This is a genomic window from Novosphingobium sp. BL-S-32 (assembly GCF_056857055.1).
Window position 1 is genome coordinate 1133578 of the sequence record NZ_CM166476.1, and the last position, 20121, is coordinate 1153698.

At 65.3% G+C, this 20121-nt stretch carries 20 protein-coding genes, 1 tRNA gene and 1 pseudogene; 4 read left to right on the plus strand and 18 right to left on the minus strand.

Annotated features, from left to right (window positions below):
• Nucleotides 1-9: 9 nt before the first annotated feature.
• The 5 genes from AC1VVK_RS05195 to AC1VVK_RS05215 all read right to left on the minus strand — a co-directional run bounded on the left by AC1VVK_RS05195 (nucleotide 10) and on the right by AC1VVK_RS05215 (nucleotide 5133).
• Entirely contained in the window at nucleotides 10-783 is a 774-nt protein-coding gene (locus AC1VVK_RS05195) for an SDR family NAD(P)-dependent oxidoreductase (RefSeq protein ID WP_482904651.1), read from the minus strand.
• A 105-nt stretch (nucleotides 784-888) separates the two neighbouring features.
• Nucleotides 889-2538 (minus strand): S10 family peptidase, encoded by a 1650-nt coding sequence (locus AC1VVK_RS05200; protein WP_482904652.1) that lies wholly within the window; start codon nucleotides 2536-2538, stop codon nucleotides 889-891.
• A gap of 167 nt (nucleotides 2539-2705) precedes the next feature.
• Complete coding sequence (gene rplA / locus AC1VVK_RS05205) at nucleotides 2706-3407, minus strand: 50S ribosomal protein L1 (RefSeq protein WP_132386685.1); 702 nt, start codon at nucleotides 3405-3407, stop codon at nucleotides 2706-2708.
• Between the two features lie 4 nt (nucleotides 3408-3411).
• A complete protein-coding gene (gene rplK, locus AC1VVK_RS05210) occupies nucleotides 3412-3843 on the minus strand; it encodes a 50S ribosomal protein L11 (RefSeq protein ID WP_132386687.1) in 432 nt (143 codons plus the stop codon).
• Between the two features lie 159 nt (nucleotides 3844-4002).
• Nucleotides 4003-5133: an acyltransferase family protein gene (locus AC1VVK_RS05215; RefSeq protein ID WP_482904653.1), complete on the minus strand. Its 1131-nt coding sequence runs from the start codon at nucleotides 5131-5133 to the stop codon at nucleotides 4003-4005.
• 41 nt (nucleotides 5134-5174) lie between these two features.
• Here AC1VVK_RS05215 and AC1VVK_RS05220 point away from each other — a divergent pair, with 41 nt between their 5' ends.
• Entirely contained in the window at nucleotides 5175-5924 is a 750-nt protein-coding gene (locus AC1VVK_RS05220) for a GNAT family N-acetyltransferase (RefSeq protein WP_482904654.1), read from the plus strand.
• A gap of 79 nt (nucleotides 5925-6003) precedes the next feature.
• On the opposite strand, the gene nusG is transcribed toward AC1VVK_RS05220, so the two are convergent.
• The 4 genes from nusG to AC1VVK_RS05240 all read right to left on the minus strand — a co-directional run bounded on the left by nusG (nucleotide 6004) and on the right by AC1VVK_RS05240 (nucleotide 8779).
• Nucleotides 6004-6540 carry a transcription termination/antitermination protein NusG gene (gene nusG, locus AC1VVK_RS05225; RefSeq protein WP_132386691.1) on the minus strand — a complete coding sequence of 179 codons (537 nt, stop codon included), beginning with the start codon at nucleotides 6538-6540 and terminating at the stop codon, nucleotides 6004-6006.
• A gap of 22 nt (nucleotides 6541-6562) precedes the next feature.
• Nucleotides 6563-6760, minus strand: a complete 198-nt coding sequence (gene secE, locus AC1VVK_RS05230; protein ID WP_132386693.1) for a preprotein translocase subunit SecE — start codon at nucleotides 6758-6760, stop codon at nucleotides 6563-6565.
• A 146-nt stretch (nucleotides 6761-6906) separates the two neighbouring features.
• The gene (locus AC1VVK_RS05235; RefSeq protein WP_243652512.1) at nucleotides 6907-8439 is read right to left on the minus strand and encodes a hypothetical protein; all 1533 of its coding nucleotides are present in this window, start codon (nucleotides 8437-8439) and stop codon (nucleotides 6907-6909) included.
• Nucleotides 8440-8703: 264 nt separating this feature from the next.
• A tRNA-Trp gene (locus AC1VVK_RS05240) sits at nucleotides 8704-8779 on the minus strand.
• Between the two features lie 176 nt (nucleotides 8780-8955).
• On the opposite strand from AC1VVK_RS05240, the gene aat reads away from it, so the two are divergent.
• A complete protein-coding gene (aat, locus tag AC1VVK_RS05245) occupies nucleotides 8956-9771 on the plus strand; it encodes a leucyl/phenylalanyl-tRNA--protein transferase (protein WP_482905118.1) in 816 nt (271 codons plus the stop codon).
• A gap of 35 nt (nucleotides 9772-9806) precedes the next feature.
• Here aat and AC1VVK_RS05250 read toward each other — a convergent pair.
• Both AC1VVK_RS05250 and AC1VVK_RS05255 read right to left on the minus strand, forming a co-directional pair.
• Nucleotides 9807-10106: pseudogene (locus AC1VVK_RS05250) on the minus strand (DUF2155 domain-containing protein); the annotation flags it as partial.
• Nucleotides 10107-10237: 131 nt separating this feature from the next.
• Complete coding sequence (locus AC1VVK_RS05255) at nucleotides 10238-10645, minus strand: NADH:ubiquinone oxidoreductase subunit NDUFA12 (RefSeq protein WP_132386695.1); 408 nt, start codon at nucleotides 10643-10645, stop codon at nucleotides 10238-10240.
• A 339-nt stretch (nucleotides 10646-10984) separates the two neighbouring features.
• Between AC1VVK_RS05255 and AC1VVK_RS05260 the strand changes: the two genes are divergently transcribed.
• The gene (locus tag AC1VVK_RS05260) at nucleotides 10985-11935 is read left to right on the plus strand and encodes an extracellular catalytic domain type 2 short-chain-length polyhydroxyalkanoate depolymerase (protein WP_482904655.1); all 951 of its coding nucleotides are present in this window, start codon (nucleotides 10985-10987) and stop codon (nucleotides 11933-11935) included.
• A 7-nt stretch (nucleotides 11936-11942) separates the two neighbouring features.
• On the opposite strand, the gene AC1VVK_RS05265 is transcribed toward AC1VVK_RS05260, so the two are convergent.
• Together AC1VVK_RS05265 and AC1VVK_RS05270 are read right to left on the minus strand one after the other, a co-directional pair.
• Entirely contained in the window at nucleotides 11943-12446 is a 504-nt protein-coding gene (locus tag AC1VVK_RS05265) for a DUF192 domain-containing protein (protein ID WP_243652513.1), read from the minus strand.
• Between the two features lie 3 nt (nucleotides 12447-12449).
• Entirely contained in the window at nucleotides 12450-13019 is a 570-nt protein-coding gene (locus AC1VVK_RS05270) for a regulatory protein RecX (protein WP_482904656.1), read from the minus strand.
• Between the two features lie 150 nt (nucleotides 13020-13169).
• Between AC1VVK_RS05270 and AC1VVK_RS05275 the strand changes: the two genes are divergently transcribed.
• On the plus strand, nucleotides 13170-14930 hold the full coding sequence (locus tag AC1VVK_RS05275; RefSeq protein WP_482904657.1) for a fatty acyl-AMP ligase: 1761 nt from the start codon (nucleotides 13170-13172) through the stop codon (nucleotides 14928-14930).
• A gap of 552 nt (nucleotides 14931-15482) precedes the next feature.
• Here the strand turns inward: AC1VVK_RS05275 and AC1VVK_RS05280 are convergent.
• The 5 genes from AC1VVK_RS05280 to AC1VVK_RS05300 form a co-directional block, all read right to left on the minus strand.
• Nucleotides 15483-16769, minus strand: a complete 1287-nt coding sequence (locus tag AC1VVK_RS05280) for an MFS transporter (protein WP_482904658.1) — start codon at nucleotides 16767-16769, stop codon at nucleotides 15483-15485.
• Nucleotides 16770-16859: 90 nt separating this feature from the next.
• On the minus strand, nucleotides 16860-17324 hold the full coding sequence (locus tag AC1VVK_RS05285; RefSeq protein WP_243652514.1) for a DUF2721 domain-containing protein: 465 nt from the start codon (nucleotides 17322-17324) through the stop codon (nucleotides 16860-16862).
• The gene (locus AC1VVK_RS05290; RefSeq protein ID WP_482904659.1) at nucleotides 17325-18140 is read right to left on the minus strand and encodes a class I mannose-6-phosphate isomerase; all 816 of its coding nucleotides are present in this window, start codon (nucleotides 18138-18140) and stop codon (nucleotides 17325-17327) included. It lies immediately after the preceding gene.
• 11 nt (nucleotides 18141-18151) lie between these two features.
• Nucleotides 18152-19198 (minus strand): mannose-1-phosphate guanylyltransferase, encoded by a 1047-nt coding sequence (locus AC1VVK_RS05295; protein ID WP_482904660.1) that lies wholly within the window; start codon nucleotides 19196-19198, stop codon nucleotides 18152-18154.
• 92 nt (nucleotides 19199-19290) lie between these two features.
• The gene (locus tag AC1VVK_RS05300) at nucleotides 19291-19941 is read right to left on the minus strand and encodes a TonB family protein (protein ID WP_482904661.1); all 651 of its coding nucleotides are present in this window, start codon (nucleotides 19939-19941) and stop codon (nucleotides 19291-19293) included.
• Nucleotides 19942-20121 lie beyond the last annotated feature (180 nt).

Genomic DNA, 20121 nt, shown 5'->3' on the forward strand with positions numbered 1-20121 from the left:
TCGCCCCGATCAGATCCCGGCCGCCATGCCGCCCGTGACGCGCAGGGTCTCTCCGGTGACGAAGCGGGCGCGCGGCGACGAGAGGAACAGCATGGCCTCGACGATATCCGCCTCTTCGCCGAAGGCGTCGAGATACTGCATCGCCTTCACCCGCACCTTGGTCGCTTCGGGCAGTTCGTTGCGGATCGTGTCGGTCAGGATCAGGCCGGGCGAGATCGCGTTCACGCGGATACCCTCGGGCGCGAGTTCGCGGGCGAAAGTGATCGTCAATCCGGCAACCGCCAGCTTGGAGGTACCATAGGCCGTCCCGCCCATATGGGCAGCGGACGAGGAGATGTTGACGATATTCGCGCCGGCTCGGCCTGCCATGTAGGGCTTCGCCGCCAGCGTAGCGATAACGGTGCCCATGACGTTGACGTCGAACAGGCGCCGCACCTTGGCCGCCCCCATCGCCGCGATCGGCTGGCTGTATTCGTCGCTGTGAAGGCCCGCATTGTTGATGAGGAGGTCGATCCCGCCGTGCCCCGCCGCAGCCTCGGCCATGATCGCCGCCATGCGCGCTTCGTCGGTCACATCGCCTGCATAGCCGGTGGCGCTGCCGCCCGCCGCACGAATCGCTGCTGCCGCCGCTTCGGCTTCCGCGCCGTCGCGGTCTACCAGCACCGCATGGGCACCCTGGGCGGCCAGCGCCTCACCGAAAGACTTGCCGAAACCGCGACCGCCCCCGGTCACCACCGCGACGGAGCCCGCTCTCTCTCCAGTTGATGCGATCGTTCCGTTCATCCTTGCTCTCCATCGCGCTGCTTTGGCGGAAGATCTAAGGGTGAAAGGCGGTCAGCACCAAACGCGGGCACGATGCCTGATCGCTGCTGCCCCGGCGGGCAGGCATCAGTTCCCGGTGCTGCCCGACGTCTTGCGGATGAACTCCGCCACATTGTCGTGCAGTTCATGCAGCGACGGCAGGTGGGCATAGACCATGTGGCCGGATTCGTAGTGGCGGTACTCCACATTCGCCTGAAGCGCGGGTGGCACCGGCAAGTGCTGCATCTCGAACACGCCTTCGTAATAGGGCGTCGAGACATCGAAATAGCCGCCGTTGACCATGACCTTCATGGTCGGATTCTGCTTCATCGCGATCGCCAGATCGGGCAGGACATTGGGCAGCGCGATCAGCGGCTTGCCCGCGCCGGGGGGCTGGTGGCGATAGTCCCAGCTGCCGTAGATGCTGATTCCCGGCTTGAACTGCTTGTCGGCGCCCTCGCCGGTGCCGTAATGCAGCGTGCCGCGCACGTACTGGTTGAACGCCGCGATATAGGCGCCTTCCAGCGCCGCGCTCTGCGGATCGTAGTCGGCCACTTTGCTCAGCGGATCCAGCGTCGCCCCGGCAAAGCGCGTGTCCAGCGTGCCGGTGGTCAGGCCCTGATCGGCCAGCAGCTCCTTCTGGAAGGCGCCGTATTCGATCCTGAGGTTGGTCTTCAGCAGATAGTCCACCGGCAGCCCGGTATAGGCCGCGAGTTGGGTGGCGATGCGGTGACGCTCGGCATCGGGCAGCGCATTGCCCTTCATCAGTGCTTGCGCATAATCGCCCGTCGCGAAAGCCTCTACCTGGGCAAGCAACGTCTTGAGATCGGCCGGCCGGTCGGCCAGCTTGTTGTGATACCACGCGGTCGCCGCATAAGTGGGCAGCGCGACGATATAGGGCAGGTCCACCGTGGGATTGGTCTGCGGATCGTCCGGCATCAGATCCCAGTTCAGGATGTCCGACAGCAGGATCACGCCATTGAGGTCGATCGACTTGTTCTGCAAGGCCAGCGTCATGCCGGCCGCGCGCATCGTGCCGTAGCTTTCGCCGAACAGGTACTTGGGCGAATTCCAGCGCCCGTACTTGTTCAGGAACTGCTCCACGAACTGCGCAAAGGCATCGATGTCCTGATCGACGCCGTAGAAGGCCTTGGCCTTGTCCTTCCCCGCGATGCGGCTGAAGCCGGTGCCCGGTGCGTCGATGAAGACCAGATCGCTGGCGTCGAGCAGGCTCGCGTCGTTGTTAACGGTGCTGTAGGGCGCCGGCGCGGTATGAGCATTGTCGGCCGTTTGCACGCGCACCGGGCCGAAGGCGCCCATGTGCAGCCAGACGCTCGACGAGCCCGGGCCGCCATTGAACAGGAACGTGATCGGGCGATCCGGCGAACGCACGCCGTCCTTGAAATAGGCGACGTAGAACATCGAGGCTTCGGCCTTGCCCGCCTTCGCGTCGTCGTCGTCATCGGAGGCCTTGGCGTCAAGCGCGTCGGTGTCTTCCCAGCCCTTGACATGCGCTACCAGCGTTCCCGCCACCGCGTGATAGGCGATGCGCGAGCCGCCGACGTTGACCGATCCGGTGGACTGCACCGCTTCCGGCTGAAACAGCGCGACCGGCTTGTCCGCATCGCCCGACGGCGCATTCACCGGCGCATCCGCCTTGGGCGCGGGCGGCGCGGCCAGCGCGGCGGACGCGGCCAGCAGGCAAGCGAAGGGAACGGCGGCCAGGGCAGGCTTCATCTATCGACTTTCGGGAAAGGGCGACCACGATCGGAAGCGGCCAAGTTACGGGGCCGCCTTCGCAAAGCAAGCCTTTCGGCGGGTTAAATTGACGGCTTTGGCGGACAAACGAAAAGGGCCGGAGGTTTCCCTCCGGCCCTTCAATCCGTTTCGCGGTTCCTGAAAAATCAGGCGCCGGCGATCTCGGTCGTGTCGATCTTGAGGCCGGGGCCCATCGACGACGAAAGCGAGATCTTGCGAACGTACTTGCCCTTCGAGCCCGAGGGCTTGGCCTTGACGATCGCATCGACGAACGCGCTGAAGTTGGTCAGCAGGTCGGCGTCCGAGAACGACATCTTGCCGATGCCGGCGTGGATGATGCCCTGCTTCTCAACGCGGAACTCGATCTGGCCGCCCTTGGCGTCCTTCACGGCCTGCGTCACGTTCGGGGTAACCGTGCCGAGCTTCGGGTTCGGCATCAGGCCCTTCGGACCCAGCAGCTTACCGAGACGGCCGACGACGCCCATCATGTCCGGGGTGGCAATGACGCGGTCGTAGTCGAGGTTGCCGGCCTGCATGTCGTCCATGAGGTCTTCCGCACCAACCTTGTCGGCGCCGGCGGCGAGAGCTTCCGCAGCCTTGTCGCCCTTGGCGAACACGGCAACGCGAACGGTCTTGCCGGTGCCGGCCGGAAGCGAAACCATGCCGCGAACCATCTGGTCGGCGTGACGCGGGTCAACGCCCAGGTTCATCGCGACTTCGACGGTTTCGTCGAACTTGGTCGTCTTCAGGTCGCGCAGGGTCTGCAGCGCTTCAGCGACGGGGTAGTGCTTGAGGTTGTCACCGAGCTTTTCGGTCAGCGACTTCTGCTTCTTGGTCACCTTGGCCATGGAATCAGCCCTCCACCACTTCGAGGCCCATCGCGCGGGCCGAACCTTCGATGATCTTGGTGGCGGCTTCAATGTCGTTGGCATTGAGGTCAGCCATCTTGACCTGAGCGATTTCGGCAAGCTGCGAGCGCTTGACGGTACCGGCGCTGATCTTGCCCGGCTCCTTCGAGCCCGACTTCAGATTCACGGCCTTCTTGATGAGGAAGGTCGCCGGGGGCGTCTTGGTGACGAACGTGAAGCTGCGATCCGCATACACCGTGATGATGGTGGGGATCGGCATGCCCTTTTCGAGCTCCTGCGTGGCGGCATTGAACGCCTTGCAGAATTCCATGATGTTCACGCCGCGCTGACCCAGCGCAGGGCCGATCGGCGGGGACGGCGTGGCGCTGCCGGCCTTGACCTGCAGCTTGATGTAACCTTCGATCTTCTTGGCCATGTGGCCACTCCTTCACACTTTCGCAGCCGCTTGGCGGATGCTCATGTTTAGCGGTTTTACGGACGCTGGCGCATCCTCCCGCAGGGAATCGCACCGGAACGGATCCGGTCCGAAGGGCGCGCCCCTAAACGAAATCGGAAAGAAAGGAAAGGGCCGAGTTCAGGCCCCGCCCATATCGGCCGACGCGCCGGACGGACCTGCCACCCGCCGCTTTGCCCGCTGATCTGCCCGCCGCTGCCATACCGCGCGGATCGCGTGGCGGGCCGGGCCCTCGATATAGCGGAACGAGACGTCCGCAGCCAGCAGTACCAACGCCGAGTAGAGCAGGGTCACCACAATCCAGGTGGTGCCGTCTCCGGGAATATGCCCGAAGCGTTGCTCACCCAGCATCAATATCGGCCAGTGCACGAGGTAGATCGCATAGGACCGATCGCCCAGCCAGCGCATCGGCGCCGAACCCATGATCTTCAGCCGCAATGCCAGCAGCAACAGCGCCGGCCACGCCAGCAGGCTCAGCGGCAGCAGCGAACTCATCCGGCCCATGTCGAGCGAGATGCCGATCGCCATGAGGCACAGCAGCAGCATCGTCGGCGCATGGCGCAGCCGCGCCCGCGCATGCCAGAGCACCTGGCCAAGGAAGAAGCCGAGCAATCCGCGCGGCAGGCCATCCCCGACCCAGGGGCCGCCCGCCCTGCCCTGCACCGCGAAATGCAGCAGGGCGCCCAGGATCGCCAGTACCGTCACCCGCTGCAATGTGCGCCGACCGCCCACCGCGCCGAGCGCGAACAGCACATAACAGGCGCATTCGACCGAGATCGACCAGCTCGGTCCGTCGAAACTGTGCCCAACCCAGCCAACGAAGCCCTGCAACATGAATAGGTGCGCCATCAAGGCGAGCGGGGTGTTGCCGGGATCGTCCAGAAACACCACGCCGCAGACCAGCAGCATGACAAGGTGCAGCGGGTAGAGCCGCGCCGCGCGCGCCACCGCGAAGCTCTCCAGCGTGCCGCGCCGAAGTACATAGCCCTGCCCCGGCGAACGCTCGATCAGATAGACATGCGCGAAGATGTAGCCAGAGATCAGGAAGAACAGGTCCACCAGCGTCCAGCCCCAGTGCTGGAACCAGCGCAGCAGCCCCGGCAGCGCCGCATTCACATCCGGCGCGAACAGCGATTGCGGGTGGTAGAGCAGCGCGACTCCGCACGCGGCAAGCCCGCGCAACCCATCGAGACGCGTCAAGCGTCCGCCCGGCCCCGTCGCCTCGCCTTTCAAGGTCGCGAAAATCCCCATCGCCCGGATCCTTAGCAGGGTCAGGGTTAAGAGGCTGATAATTGCGGCTTCACGTCGCGCCCGCCGCTCGCCATATCGGCCGGACCATGGAAAATACCGAACTCGACCAGTTGATCTGGAACGCTCTCACCGGCGAACAGGCGCGTTTTGCACTCGGGAGCGGCAATGCCCGCCGCTTCCATCCCGATATCGGCCCACTGGCGGCCGTGCGCGACCATTCGCCCGAAAGTCTTGCCGACTTCGCCGCGCTCTGCCGCGAACATGGGCCGCTCGCGCTGATGCAACCCGGCGAATCGGTGCCCGTGCCCGGCATCGATCTCGTGAAGTCCGCCAAAGGCGTGCAGATGATCTTCGCCGGGGACGCAGCGGCGCGGGATGCCATCGACGCGGCGGTACAGGACCCGCGTATCGTCACGCTGGAGGCGCCGGACCATCCCGAGATGCTGGAATTGGCCACGCTGACCGAGCCGGGCCCCTTCGGCACGCGGACCGGCGAACTGGGCGAGTTCTGGGGCGTGAAGGAGGACGGCCGCCTGCTCGCCATGGCCGGCCAGCGCACCCGCACCGGATCCTATATCGAAGTCAGCGCCGTCTGCGCCCATCCCGACGCGCGGGGCCGCGGGCTGGCCGCGCTGCTCTCCCGCCGGGTCGCCGCCGCGATTCTCGGCGCCAGCCGCACGCCGATCCTGCATTCCTATGCCGACAATGCCGCCGCGCTGGCGCTTTATCACAAGCTCGGCTTCGTCGAGCGCGCGCGGGTGAGTCTGACGATCTACGCTCCTGCTGCCTGAAACGAAAAAGAGGCGCTTTCCACATGGGAAAGCGCCTCTTTTCGATCCAGCAGCCCCGGACGAAGCGAGGCGACGCGGATTACTTGCTGAGTTCGACGTGCTCGAAATCGAGTTCGACCGGCGTCGCGCGGCCGAAGATCGAGACCGAAACCTTGACGCGATTCTTGTCGAAATCGAGTTCCTCGACAATGCCGTTGAAGGTCGCGAACGGACCGTCCAGCACCTTGACCGAATCGCCGATCTCGTAATCGATGCTGACCGTCTTGCGCGGGGCAGCGGCAGCGGCTTCGGCAGCGCCGAAGTAGCGCGCGGCCTCGCTCTCGCTGATCGCCTGCGGCTTGCCGCTGGATCCCAGGAAGCCGGTGACCTTCGGGGTGTTCTTGACGAGGTGATAGACGTCGTCGTTCAGCGTCAGCTTGGCGAGCACGTAACCGGGCATGGTCTTGCGCTCGACCTGGACTTTCTTGCCGCGCTTGACCTCGGTGATGGTCTCGTGCGGAACCTGCACGTCCTCAACGAGCTGCGACAGCCCCATACGCTCGGCTTCGCCGAGGATGGATTCCTTCACCTTGTTCTCGAAGCCGGAATAGGCGTGGATGATGTACCAGCGGGCCATGGTTCTCTCTCGTTGTCTGGTTTCAGCCGATCAGCGACAGGAGCGAGCTGACGATCCAGCCGAACAGTGCGTCGATGCCCAGGAAGAACACTGCCAGCAGCAGCGTCATCAGGCCGACGAAGATCGCGGTCGTCACCGTTTCCTGGCGCGACGGCCAGTGAATCTTGGAGGCTTCGCTGCGCACCTGGCGGAAGAATTCGCCCGGAGTGGTCTTGGCCATGTCAGTCGTACTCGCATCTCTGCCTGGTGCCCGGGATGGAAGCCCGGGCGGGAAAATGTCTCGCCGCTTCCGGCTAGGGGCCATCGCCGCCCCGGCCGGGGCCGGGAGGGGCAGATAGGATCCTTATGTCGGAAGGAAAGCGCGACTTAGCGTCCGTCTGCCCGATTTGCAAGGTCTGCCGGATCAGCAAGCCGCGCGAGGAACGAGTTCGAACTGGAATAGAGCACGCGGGCGCCATCCGGCAGCGCCACCGGCTTGATCGTGCCGATGTACCAGAGGTAGTCGGCATGGCGCGCGGGCGGGAAAGTCCGCAGGTCGATGTGCTGCTGCGGCGCGTAGAGAATGCGCTGCGTCGGATCGGCAAAACGGTACGAAAGATCGCGCATCGACAGCATATGCACGTCGGGCAGCGCGAAGTTCGAATTCTCCATCGCGCTGCGCCGCACCACGGCGTAGGAGCCGAAATGCTCGAACGGGCCGAAGCGCCACTGCCGACGCGGAATCGCCACGGCGGTAGCGACGCGGGCGCCTTCGGGCACCTGGTCCAGCGCGGCGATCAGTTCATGCGCGGTCTGCGCGTCCTGATACCAGACCACCGTGGTCACCAGCGTACGCGAGACGAACAGCGCGGTTGCCGCCGAGACCGCCCAACGCGGCAGAGTCCAGTCGATCGAGAGGCAGGCGACCATCAGCGCCATCGTGCTCAGTCGATAGTCGGCATAGTCACCGCCGAAGATCTGGCGCGGCACGATCAACGTCAGCACCAGCAGCATCAGCGCGGCCCAGCCGAAGCGGCCATCGATCTTGCGCAGCGCCAGCGCGCCCGCCAGCACCGCCAGAACGGCGCAGAGGCTGACGATGTCGAAGCTGTAGTCGAAGCTGCGCATCGACCGGTAAAGGATGCCCCACTTGTAATCGAGCACCCAGCGTCCGTAGGAAACCTTGGAGTTGGATCCCATGCCAGCCAGCATCGGCAGCAGCGGGAAGATCAGCGGCCAGGGCTTCACGAAGGGACGCCAATCGCGCCAGCTCTTCCGGTGGGCCCATTCGTAGCCGAAGATCATCACGCCCATCACGCCCCAGCCCGAGACGTGGCAGAGCCAGACGACGAATCCGGCCGGCACCATCGGTATCCAGCGCCAGGCCTTGCCCTCCAGGCGCACCCAGGCCGCGAAAACGAACAGCGCCATGGCCACCGAGAGCGACCAATTGACGAAGCCCATCAGCAGCGAGGGCGACCAGATCATCGCCAGCGCCAGAATCGGCCCCACGTTCATGCGGCGGCCGAGCGACCGGCACAGGGCATGGACCGAAAGCACCGAAAGGAAGGGAATCAGCGCAACGATGATGCGCCCTGCCCGCTCCAGCCCGAACACCGGCGCCATCGGCACCATCAGCAGTTCGACGCCGAGATTGCCCGTCCACTCCCAGTTGAAGCGGAAATAGCGGGTGAGATAGGGATCCTGCCCGTGATCGAGCGCGACCTTGTACCCCGCAAGGTGCGAGGGATAGTCGGTCATCTGCGGGGCCCAGGCGACCAGCACCGGCAAGGCGGCGATCACCGCCATGGCCAGCGCGAAGGCCAGCCCGCGGTCGATCGCGGGCATGCGAATGCCCGTCACGGCCTTGGCCATGGCCCTGAACAGGTTCTGGGTCTGCGGTTGCGCGGTACCGTGCATCTGCGAGGTATTCTTTCCCGACTTAAGCCAGTCTGGCGCCCTTCGGGGCGGGAGCCCTTGGCTCCACGAGTGCCCGAATCGCCAGAAGCGGCCCCTCCTGAGCGCGCCTAACCGCAATCGCGCGATTGGCAAGCGTTTCACGGTATCGCGGCTTGCGGCTTATCGCAAACGCGAAGACGGGGCGACCAATGCAAATCGCACCATTGCAGCGCAGGGCCTCGGGGATTTCCGGGGCTCCGCGTTGCAATAGTGCGAAGAAAATGCTGGCAGGAGTGCACGGACTCGAACCGTGGGCCCTCGGTTTTGGAGACCGATGCTCTACCAACTGAGCTACACTCCTGCGGGCGGGGTGGCCTCTAGAGCGCCTTGGCGCAGATGACAAGGGGATTACGGCAGAAAGGCGCGAACTTAATCCACAGCCCTGCAATCCGCCCCCACAATCTGTTAAGCCATAGGCACCCCCTCACCCGCCAATCCAGTCAGGCAAGACACGTGCACGCGCCCAGTTCCACCAGAATGATCGAGCCCGAGCTTCTTATGCTCGCCTACCGCAGCGGGATTTTCCCGATGGCGGACAGCCGGGACGATCCGGAGATTTTCTGGATCGAGCCGCGTCTGCGGGCGATTCTCCCGCTCGACGGCTTCCACCTTTCGCATTCGCTGGCCCGCACGCTGCGGCGCGGCCGATTCACGGTTACTTGCAACGCGGCCTTTTCCGAAGTCATGGAAGCCTGCGCCGCACCGCGTCAGGTGCGGCCGGACAGCGACGACGAATCAGGCAGCTGGATCAGCCACCGCATCCAGGCGAGCTACGAGAATCTGCATTTCCTGGATCAGGCGCATTCGATCGAGGTCTGGCAGGACGACGCGGACGGCAAGCGCGCGCTGGTCGGCGGTCTCTACGGCGTGGGGTTCGACCGGGTGTTCTGCGGCGAGAGCATGTTCTCGCGCGTGCCCGATGCCTCGAAAGTGGCGCTGTGCTGGCTGGTGGCGGCGCTGCGCCTTGGCGGCGCGACTCTGCTCGACTGCCAGTTCATGACGCCGCACCTCGCCTCGCTGGGCGCGGTGGAAATGCCGCAGAAGCGCTATCTCGCGCTGTTGCAGCAGGCTCAGTCGGGAGTCGCGGCGGGCGAAGGCGCAGTGGTGGGTGCGGGCGATGCCGGTGCCGGCGACGGCGCCGCATCCGATTCGGAGGCAGCGGGCGCAGGCGCCGCGTCGCCATTGCCCGAAGCCTTTGCTGCGCTCTTGGCGTTGCCAGTCGATTCGGCACCCGGCGGCAGTGCCTCTTCACCCGGGAAGCTCATCGCGCAGTTCTTGACCCAGACGTCATAGACCGGGTGCTGCACGGTGTTGAGCGCGGGTGAATTCTTGAACAGCCAGCCCGAGAACACCTTGTGCCATGCGAGCTTCTCGTTCGCATTGGCGCGTTCCTCGACGAAGGCCTGAACGAAAGCGCCTTCTTCCTGCGGCCGTTCCCAGGGGAGCGACTTCTCGCAAGTGGCGACCTTGACCACCAGATTGCCGATGCGCTTGGCCTCGCCCGGCCTCATCACCAGGTCCTGCGTCAGGTTGTTGCGCTTGTTGAGGACGCCGAGCGTGACCACGCGGTCCTTGTTCGGCGTGCCGAGCTGCTGGCCCTGCGCGGCTTGCGCCGGGCCGGCCTGCATGCCAGCAATGGCATCGGGGATAGAGGTATCCTGCGCCTCAGGCGCGGGCTCACCCTTGCCGCAGGCGGCCAGCGCCAGCGGCAAGACGAAGATCGGCGCGTAGGCGAAGACCCGCTTCACAGGCCTTGTGCTCAGGCTTCCGGCGACCAGGCTTCGTAATCGCCCGTGGCAGCAGCACGCACACCACCGCGTTCGAGCGCGCCCTGCGGGCGGTAGGCTTCGACCGTGCCAGTGGCGTTCGGCGAATAGTCCACTTCCCAGATGCGCGGCGGCGGCAGGTGGCTTTCCGGCACGCCGTCATAGCTGTGGTGCAGCCAGCCGTGCCATTCGGCGGGGACGTTGCTGGCGTCGTTGGCGCCCGCGTAGATCACCCAGCGGCGGTCATACCCCTCGGTGGTCCGCACTTTGGCGGACTTCGAGCGATAGTACTTGTTGCCCTGCGCGTCGGTGCCGACGTGCTCGCCATTGCGCGAGCTCCAGAGCGAGGTGCCAATGGTGGCGCCGTCCCACCAGGTGAAGATCTTGGACAGGATTCCCATGGGCTGCGCGTTAGCGCCGTTCCGCGCCGATGCCAAGCATGTTCCCGTGCGAAAACGATAGTCGCTGGGGGTTTCGCGGGCAGCCCCGCTTCTTATTCCGTTTCCGAGGCATCTCCCCCGAACGCGCGCTGGACATGCGGGGCCCGCAGGATCAGCCTCTCATGCGGGAGAGAAGCCTGAAGGCGCTTGGCTTGGCAACAACCCTGGGGAGGGTTTCGCATGCGTCGACAGGTTTTCACGCGACTTGCATTTGTCGCTCTGCTCCCGTTCGCTTTTTCAACCGTGATGCCGCCATCGCGTGCCGATGCAGCGCCAAAAACCGCGACCAGGCTGGCCAAGTTGCCCGCTCTGGGCGTGGACGCGAATCACGTCACTGTCTCGGGCCTGTCCTCGGGCGGGTTCATGGCCGCGCAGTTCTCGGTGATCCATTCCGCCACGGTAAGCGGCGTAGGCATCGTCGCGGGCGGACCTTATGGCTGCGGACTGGCGGGTATCACTGTGGTCACGGCCTGCATGTCCGGCACGCCCTCGGGCGCCGGGGCAAGGATCGTCGCACAGATGAACGAGATGAGCGGCGCCATCGATCCGCTCGTCCATGTGAAGGATCAGCGCGTCTACCTCTTCCACGGCGCGGCCGACAGTGTGGTGGGCAAGGGCGCGCTCGATGCTCTGCGCGACTTCTACCTCGATGTCGGCGTGCCCGCCGCGAACCTTCAGTATCTCCAGAACTTCCCGGCCGAGCACGCCTTCCTTTCGCTCACCGCGCCGCACAATTGCGGCATTCTGGGCACGCCGTTCGTGAACCGCTGCGGTGCCGACGCCACGGCCACCGGCATGCCGCGCTATGACCAGCCCGGCGCAATCCTGACCAAAGTCATCGGCGGCGACCTCGCACCCCCGGCCACAACTCTATCGAGCGCACCGCAAGCCTTCGCGCAGTCGCCCTATCTCTCCGCGCTCAGCGCCATGGCGACGACCGGCTATGTCTATATTCCCAAGCCCTGCCGCGAGACCGGCGCGAATTGCCGCATCCATGTCGTCTTCCACGGCTGCGGTCAGGCTGCCGCCTACACCGGCAATGCGGTCTATGCGCAGCTTGGATACAACGCCTGGGCCGACACCAACCGCATCGTGGTGCTCTATCCGCAAGTCGAGAAAAGCCCGCTATCCGACAATCCGATGGGCTGCTGGGACTGGTGGGGCTACACCGGGCCTTTCGCCACGCGCTATGGCCCGCAGATCAGTTCGGTACAGGCGATGATCGACCGGCTTGCCGAAACCGGAACCTGAGAAGGCCCTACCAGCTCACCTTGTCACCCGGAGCGATGCCGAGCTGCGCGGCGCGGCCGCCGTTGAGTTCAAGCACGCCGATCACCGGCCCCTTGGACGGCAGCGGCCGCTCATCATAAGGCACCGCATCGGCGGCGATGTTGAGCACGCGGTGGTCGGGCCCGATGAACAGGATGTCGAGCGGGATTACCGTGTTCTTCATCCAGAAGGCCGCCTGACGCGGGGCTTTCTCGGGGAAGATCATGCCCTCGTCCGCGCCCATTTCGGTGCGGAACATCAGGCCCTTGGCCTGCTCCGCCTCGGTCGCGGCCACTTCCACGCGGAAGGCATGGCTCTTGCCCGACGCCAGTCCGACCGTCAGCGGCACCACCGCGAGCCCCGATTCGGGATGGACCGATGCCGTTTCGGACGGGGCAGTGGCCGCCGCCTCGGCCGCACCTTTCGAGCAGGCGGCCGGCAGCATCAGTACGGGGAGCAGCAGAAAAGCGGCAAACTTGCGAGCGATGTCCATGTCTCAGACGTCTCCGGCTTCCGATTCGATCCCGGCATCGGCCCATTCCTCGGCCGCTTCCGGATCCTCGGCATCGACGATCGCGCGCACCATGTCGAGCCGGTGCCCGGCGCGCAGCATCGCCGCGATGTGCTTCTCCCGCAGCTTTTCACGCGTGAGCCTGTCCTCGGGCTGAACCGCGAAGGGCCCGAACCGCCGCCGCCGGGCCAGAACCAGCGCCGCCTGCCGCTCGGCCGCGTCGTCCGGTCGCACTGCGGCGCGCATATCCTCGTCCAGCCCCGCGTGCCCCAGCGCCTCCCCCACCCGCCGCGCGCCATAGCCGCGTCGCAGCAGGCTGCCCGCCTTCATCCGCGCCCAGGCGGCGTCGTCGACGTAGCCAAGGTCGGAATAACGGGCCACCAGCGCGGCCAGATCGGGTGATTCGTCACCCGCCCAGCCCCGCTCACGCAATTTGCGTTGCAGATAATCGCGCAGCTTCCCTTGCGTCGTCGCGAAACGCGCGACATAGGCGAGCGCTAATTCTTCCAGGTGGATCTGGTCGAGCGGTTGTGGATTGCGACGCTTGTCGGACATCTTGCCCTATTCGTGCCACACTCGGCTCGGAATGGGGAGAGCGCACGGAACCATGCAGGTGGGATGGCTATGTCCGGTTCAGCTTGAACAGGATAAAAGCGCCCGGTTCCTGAAGAATAAAACGGTATAACAACAACGGGTTATAACGAAATGACCGACACCATCAGCATGGTGCCGCAAGCGGTTGAAGCACTTGTCGCTACCCCCAACCGGGATGCGCTTGCCCGCCGTTTTGCCGATTTCGACACTTTCTGCGATGCCCTCGACTATGCAGCGAAGGGGCAGCGCGGGTTCAATTTCCACGATCCGCGTGGCACTCTGAAGCGGGTTTACCCGTTCAGCGAACTGCGTGCGGATTCGATCAAGGTGGCGCACGCGCTTGTCGCGCGCGGCGTCAAACCGGGTGATCGCATCGCCCTGATCGCCGAAACCGGCGAGGAATTTGCCGCGCTCTTCTGCGCCATCGTCTACGCAGGCGCCTGGCCGGTGCCGCTGCCCCTGCCCACCAGCTTCGGCGGCAAGGACAATTATATCGAGCAGCTTGCGGTCCAGCTTGCCAGCTCGGACCCGCTCCTGCTGGTCGGCCCGGACGAAATCGCCGAGATGACCGCCGCCGCCGCCCAGCGGCAGGGCTGCGGCCATGCCACATGGGCCGATTTCGCCGCCAAGGATGCGCCTGAAGTCGCACTGCCCAAGGCCGGCCCGGACGATATCTGCTATCTGCAGTATTCCAGCGGATCGACCCGCTTCCCGCATGGCGTAGCGGTCACCCACCGTTCGCTGATGTCGAACCTTGCCGCGCACAGCCACGGCATGGAAGTCTGCGACACTGACCGCTGCGTTTCGTGGCTGCCGTGGTACCACGACATGGGTCTGGTCGGCTGCTTCCTCTCGCTGATCGCCAACCAAGTCTCGGGCGACTACCTCAAGACCGAGGACTTCGCCCGCCGTCCGCTGGCATGGCTCGACATGATCACGCGGAACGAGGGCACCTCGATCTCGTACTCGCCGACGTTCGGCTACGACATCTGCGCCCGCCGTATCTCCAGCCAGAGCCACGTGGGGGATCGCTTCGACCTGTCGCGCTGGCGTCTCGCCGGCAACGGCGCCGACATGATCCGCCCGGACGTGATGCAGAGCTTCGTCAATGCCTTTGCCGATGCGGGCTTCAAGGCTTCGGCCTTCCTGCCCAGCTATGGCCTGGCCGAAGCGACGCTGGCCGTCACCATCATGCCCCCGGGCGAAGGCATCCGCGTCGAACTGGTCGAGGAAGAGCGCCTTTCCGGCAGCCCCCGCGACCTCAGCCGCCCGGCCCGCTACCGCGCCATCGTCAACTGCGGCAAGCCCGTGCTCGACATGGAAGTGGTGATCCGGGGCGAATCCGGCGCGAGCCTGGGCGACCACCAGATCGGCAAGGTCTGGTGCCGCGGCACCAGCGTCATGCACTCCTACTTCCGCGACCCCGAAGCGACCGAGGCCTGCCTCGTCGACGGTTGGCTGGATACGGGCGACATGGGCTACATGGCCGATGGCTACCTGTTCATCGTCGGCCGCGCGAAGGACATGATCATCATCAACGGCAAGAACCACTGGCCCCAGGATATCGAATGGGCCGTGGAACAGCTGCCGGGGTTCAACCATGGCGACATCGCCGCCTTCTCGGTCGAGACCGAGAATGGCGAGGAAGCGCCTGCGGTGCTGGTGCACTGTCGTGTTTCCGATCCGGTCAAGCGCATCGAACTGCGCGACCTGATCCGTGACAAGGTGCGTTCGATCACCGGCATGAACTGCGTGGTCGAACTGGTTCCGCCGAAGAGCCTGCCGCGCACCAGCTCGGGCAAGCTCAGCCGCGCCAAGGCGAAGAAGCTCTACCTTTCGGGCGAGATCGAGCCGTTCAAGATCGCGGCCTGATCTCAGGCAATCGATTAAAAGGGACGGGCCGGGAGCGAGAGCTTTCCGGCCCGTTTCGATTCCGGCGGATGCCGGAGGCCACGATAGCCCGTCACCTTACCGGCGCGGTGTTTCGCTTTTTTGAGTCACGCAGAGACGCAAAGATGTTGGTCGGCGCCGCAAGCAATGTCCGTCTCTCAAGCCTTACGACAGCCTCAATGTCGCCGGGAACCGCCAGCCTGCGGCAAACCCACCCTCTTTGCGCCTTCGCGCCTTTGCGCGATTCCTCTTTCCTTCTTTTTCTTCTCCGCGCCTCCGCGTGAAACGATTTCGTTCCAGGCAATTCGACTTGTCCGTGCGGCGTCTTGCGGAGTGCCTGACCTGTGAAATCGGCGCCTTCGAATGATTCACGCGGAGGCGCGGAGACGCGGAGAAGAAAAAGGGAGGAATCGCGCAAAGGCGCAAAGATTTGGTTCTGCGTTGGAGGCGATTTTCGTCTCTTGATCCTTGGGGTGGACGCAATGTTCCCGGGACTGCGGCTTCGCCGCGAGGGTTCCATTTCTGCGCCCGATTTCAGTCCGTCGCTTGCTCGCGCTCATCCCACTTTGGATAGGCGGGTAAGGTCACCAGCAGCAGGCCGCTCACCACGCAGCCAATCACGCCTGCCCAAAGGAACGGGCCATAATTGCCGGCCTTGTCGTAAACGACGCCCGCCAACCAAGGCCCCAGCCCCGACGCGAAAGCGACCATCGCCGCCATCACCCCGTAGATCGCGCCGAAGTGCCGCATGCCCGCGTATCCGGCCGTGAGATAGGCACAGATCTGCGTCTTCGTCCCCGCCGCATAGCCGTTGACCAGCAGGCCGAAAATCACCGCCGCCGTCGAATTGATCGCGCCGATCAGCACGAGGAAAGTTACCGCCGTAACCCCCATGGTCACGCCGCCGATCCAGTTCGGCCGGTAGCGGTCCAGCAGCGCGCCGGTCACCAGCTTGCCGATAATGCCAGCGACCCCGGTCAACGCGGTAAGCCACGCCGCGTTGGTGCGGGTTACGCCGGCTTCGGTCAGGATCGGGAAAAGATGGATGCCCAGCCCCACGGTCAGCACCATGACCAGAAACGTCGACAGGCCCAGCTGCCACATCGCCCGGCTGCGCAGCGCCTCGCGCGGGGTAAGGCCCGGCAAGTGCAGCGTGCTGCGCGCCGCGACCACTCCGCCCGACTTCTGCGCCGCCTGGCGGGCGCGGTCGTGCACGTCGTAAAGGAACAGCGCGCAGAGCAGCAGCGTGAGCCCGCCCCAGCCGATCGCGAACCAGACGAACGCACCGCGCCATCCGGTGTGGTCGATAAGGAAGTTGCCGAGCGGGGGCACGACTGCCTGCGCCACCGCCGTTCCCGCCACGGTCACGCCAAGCGCAAGGCCCCTGCCCTTTTCGAACAGACCCGCGACCGCAGTGGTCCAGACAGTCGACTTGATCGAAGTGACGACAAGGCCGAACACGCCCCACATCACCAGCCACTGCACCTCGGAGCCATTGGCCAGCGCGAAGGCGCTCATCGAGATCATGACCAGCACGATCCCCGGCAGCGCCAGTCGGCGCGATCCCATGCGGTCGATCAAGGCGCCGTAAAACGGCGAAAGCAGCGCGGTGACGAACGTCGCGATCCCGGGCCCAGCCGAAAGCACTGAGCGGCTCCAGCCGAATTCCTTGCCCAGCGGCTCGAAAAACAGCCCCGTCGCCGCCAGCAGCACCGAGAAGAACGAGAAGCCGACTGCCGATGCCAGAACGAGCGTCCAGCCCGAACGCCATTCCTGCCTCTGGTCGGCCTGTACCGGCCGCCCCCTTTCCGGTGCGTGCATTGTTCTCTCCCTTGGAAGAGAACCTAGGGCCAAAGGCGGAAACCCCAATCGCCCCGGCGATAGTGCGCGCCGGTCGCCTGGCCGCCGAAATCAGATGGTGCGGTGCAATTCCAGATAGTCGCGCGGGATGCTGAGCGCGTCCTTGGCGACCTGCGTCTCGCGCAGGAACAGCACCAGCGCTGCCAGCAGGAGCACGATCGAAGCCAGGAAGATCATCGCCGCCACCCCGTGAAGGTCCAGCCCGGCAATGCCTTGCAGGAAAAGCACCGCCACGGTCGTGCCGATGCACAGCGCCGAAAGCACCATGAAGCGGATGGCCTTGGTGATGATGGTAATGCGCCTGTCGACCAGCCGGATTTCCAGCACGATCATGTCGTGCTCCGGCCCCTCGGTCACGTTGTGCCGCCCTTGCAACTCGCGCGCGCGGTCAACCACGCGCCCGAGCCGGGTGGAAAGGATGTTGAGGATATTGCCGATTGCAACAAGCACGAACACCGGCGTCAGGGCCAACTGGATAGTCTGGACGATCATGGTGTCGGTTATTGCAAAGGTCATTCAGGCTGCACAGGCCCTTGCCAGCAAGTAGACACCGTTGTCCGCAAATTCGACGCTGGCCAGCGAGGTCGCCAGCGCGCAGCCGCCGGGAGCGACCAGTTCTCCGCCGATTTTCACAGATTCCTCGCGCGGAATGACTAGTACGGCACCGGGATAACGGGCGGCGATTTCCGGCGTCGGGGCACCGACCACCTGATCGAGCAGGAACAGCGGCCCATCGACCAACGATTGCGTTTTCCGCACGGGAACGCGCTTGTGCCAGCGCGCCAGATCGTAGACCTCGCCCTTCGATACGGCCATGCCCTCGTCCAGATGGAGTTCGCGAGGGCGGCCGTAGTCGTAGAGGCGGTAGGTTATATCGCTGTTCTGCTGCACCTCGATCAGGCTCACGCCCGCGCCGATGGCGTGGACGGTGTTGGCCGGGATGTAGAAGAAGTCGCCGGGCTGCACTTCGTGCCAGGTCATCAGCCCCTCGATCGAACCATCGAGCGAGGCGGCGCGCATGGCCTCTTGCGAGATCGGCGCATCAAAACCGATGCCCAGCGTGGCGCCGGGCTCAGCCGCGACGATCAGCCAGCACTCTTCCTTGCCCTGACGGCCCAGCCCCTTGGCACTCGTCTGTGCGTCGCTGGGGTGCACCTGCACCGAAAGCTTTTCGCTGGTGAAAATGTACTTCACCAGAAGGTCGGGGAGCGCCGCCGGGGGCTCGAACCAGACCTCGCCGATGCGCTCACCTTCGGGCGCGACGAAAGGCGCGGGCAGGACATCCCTGCCCCAGGGCTTCTCGACTTCGCGGATCGCGAGTGCGGCAGTCATTGTTCTATCCCTTACTGGTTCACGGCGCCGGAAAGCTTGCCGACTTTCTGCACGCCTTCAACGGTGGTGACGAGCACCTCGTTCCCGTCGATGACGACCACCACGTTGGACAGCCCGATCACCGAGACGCGCGGCCCGTCGCTATCGACCAGCACATTGGTACAGTCGACCAGCTCGGCATCGCCCGCACCGCGCACCGAATTGCCGCTGCCGTCGCGGTCGAGCGCGTCATGCAGCGCCTGCCAGTTGCCGATGTCCGACCAGTCCATGTCGGCAGGCACCATGGCGGCGCGGCTGGTGTTCTCCATCACCGCGTAGTCCACCGAATCGCTCTCGACTTCGGCGAAAGTGACGGCATCGGGGTGGAAGCGGTGGCCATCCTCGGCGCCCTTCTCGACCGCTTCGCGCACCTTGGCGGCGATCTCGGGCCGGTGCGCGGCGAGTTCGGCCATGAAGTCGCCCACACGGAACGCGAAGATGCCGCCGTTCCAGGCGTAGTTGCCGTCCTCAAGGAAAGCCTGCGCGCGGGCGAGGTCCGGCTTCTCGACGAACTGGGCGGTGCGGAAACCGGGGGTGCCTTCGATGGCCTCGCCGCGCTTCAGGTAGCCGAAGCCGGTCTCGGGCCGGGTCGCCTCGATACCGAAGGAGACCAGCCAGCCCTCGGCGGCAAGCGCCGCCGCTGCGCAGGCGACATCGGAGAAGACCTCGGGACGGCCGATATGGTGATCGCTCGGGCAGACCAGCATCACCGCGTCCTCGGGCAGGCGGCAGGCGGCCAGCGCGATGGCGGCGGCAGTGTTGCGCGCGGCAGGCTCGACGATCACGGTCGCCCCCGGCGCGCCGGCCAGTTGCGCCTCGACATGTTCGAGGTGCTTGGCGCCCGTCACCACCACCGGTGCGGCAAAGCCCTGCGCCGCCGGGCAGCGTGCGAGGCTTGCCTCGAACAGCGTGGTCTCGCCGACCAGCGGCAGGAACGGCTTGGGACGATCGGCACGGCTGCGCGGCCATAGCCGCGTACCGTTGCCGCCGCAGAGAATGACCGGAACGATCTGGGGCATGGGAAGTGAAGCATCTCGCGAAGAAAGAGACATGGGAATCGCCATACCGGTCCTTCGGTGCAATGCAACGACGGCGTCACGGTGCATCCCCGCTAATCACCGTCACTCTGGCCCGCGAGGAACCAGCGCTGGCGCCAGCCATAGTCCGCTTCGACCGGGTTTCCGGCAGCATCGCGCGCCGGGCGGAAACGGAAGCGTTCGGCGGCAAGATGCCAGGTTATGCGGTCGGCCTCTGCATCGGGGCTCGGCTGCGAGACCCGGCAGGACGTCACCGTCCCGTCGGTACCGATGCGCAGGATGACCACGACCTGATGGCCGAGTCTGAGATCGCGACTGGCGCGGGGGAAGTCGCGCGCCGAATTGATATCGCCTGCGATTTTGACAGGTTGGACCGCGATACCGCCACCGCCTGTCCCGGAGCCCTCCTTGCCCGCGCCGAGGCCTAGGCCGGAGGGACTCGCTCCGACAGCGTTGTCCCGGCCGGTTCCGACCACCGGCGGCGCCTCGGTCGGCAGGACCGGCGTCGCAGCTTTCGGAAGAGCGGTATCGCGCGGTGTCGCTCGCTTCCCCGACGCACCCGCTGTGCCCGCTTTCGACGTGGTTTCAGGACGATGCGGCGGTTCGAGCGGCATGTCGAAAGTCTGCGTGACGGTCCGCGCCACATCGGCCACGAATTGCGGCGCGAACGCGCGCACGAGGACGATGACAGCCAGGACGTGCAGCACGATCACCAGAGCCGCCACCCCAAGCCTTATGCGCCGTGGCGGCCTGAGATCGGCCGCTGTTGCCTCCGGTGCCATGCCCACCCGATGCCACGGCGACCGCGGAGGAGGCAAGGACACGTCGACAAGACGAGGCCCGGCAAGGGAAGGGCCAGAACGGGCTTTGACAGGATCGGTCGGCCGATACATTCTCATTACCGA